Here is a 466-nt window from a genome sequence, read left to right as displayed (position 1 = left end):
GAAAAAGCTTAATACGCCTGCCACGCCGACGGTAACCCCGTCCGGCCCCGAATCACACTAACCAATTCTTTTTCGCGATGGAAGGTAAACCCCAATGGCAACAACTAATCTAACCGCCTACCTGCCCAAACCGCTCACTATCAACGTTGGGGACTGGACGCTTGTTAGTCCGGTCCCCTCTGTTGAAGTGGGGAAAACACTTACTGCCTACCAGGCGGCGCTTGCTACCGCCACGCAGCGCACTATTGATAGCGGTAACGCTGATAAAGCCACCGAGTACACGGTCGAAGCCCTGAATGAGGCTGGTCTGGACCCTGATTTGAACTTGACTGGGCTGTTACTCGATAAGAACACTGTGGACGCGGCGGTAAAGGCTGGCATCCCGGCAGTGGTTTTGGATATGGCCGTACAGTACGCGTTCACGTATTGGATTATGGGGGCTGAGGCTGCTGAAGCCCTAGTGAAG

Annotated in this window: 1 protein-coding gene; it reads left to right on the top strand. The window is 54.5% G+C overall.

All coding sequences use genetic code 11. From position 1 onward, the window contains the following. Positions 1 to 94 precede the first annotated feature (94 nt). Positions 95 to 466 (top strand): DUF7426 family protein (locus QP381_RS08520; RefSeq protein WP_285068500.1); only part of this gene is annotated, 372 nt, incomplete at its 3' end.

The sequence above is a fragment of the Pauljensenia sp. UMB6358 genome (genome assembly GCF_030216865.1).
GTDB classification, from domain to species: domain Bacteria; phylum Actinomycetota; class Actinomycetes; order Actinomycetales; family Actinomycetaceae; genus Pauljensenia; species Pauljensenia turicensis_A.
The sequence above is the reverse complement of the archived record's forward strand: the minus strand, read 5'-3'. Positions and strand labels throughout refer to the sequence as shown.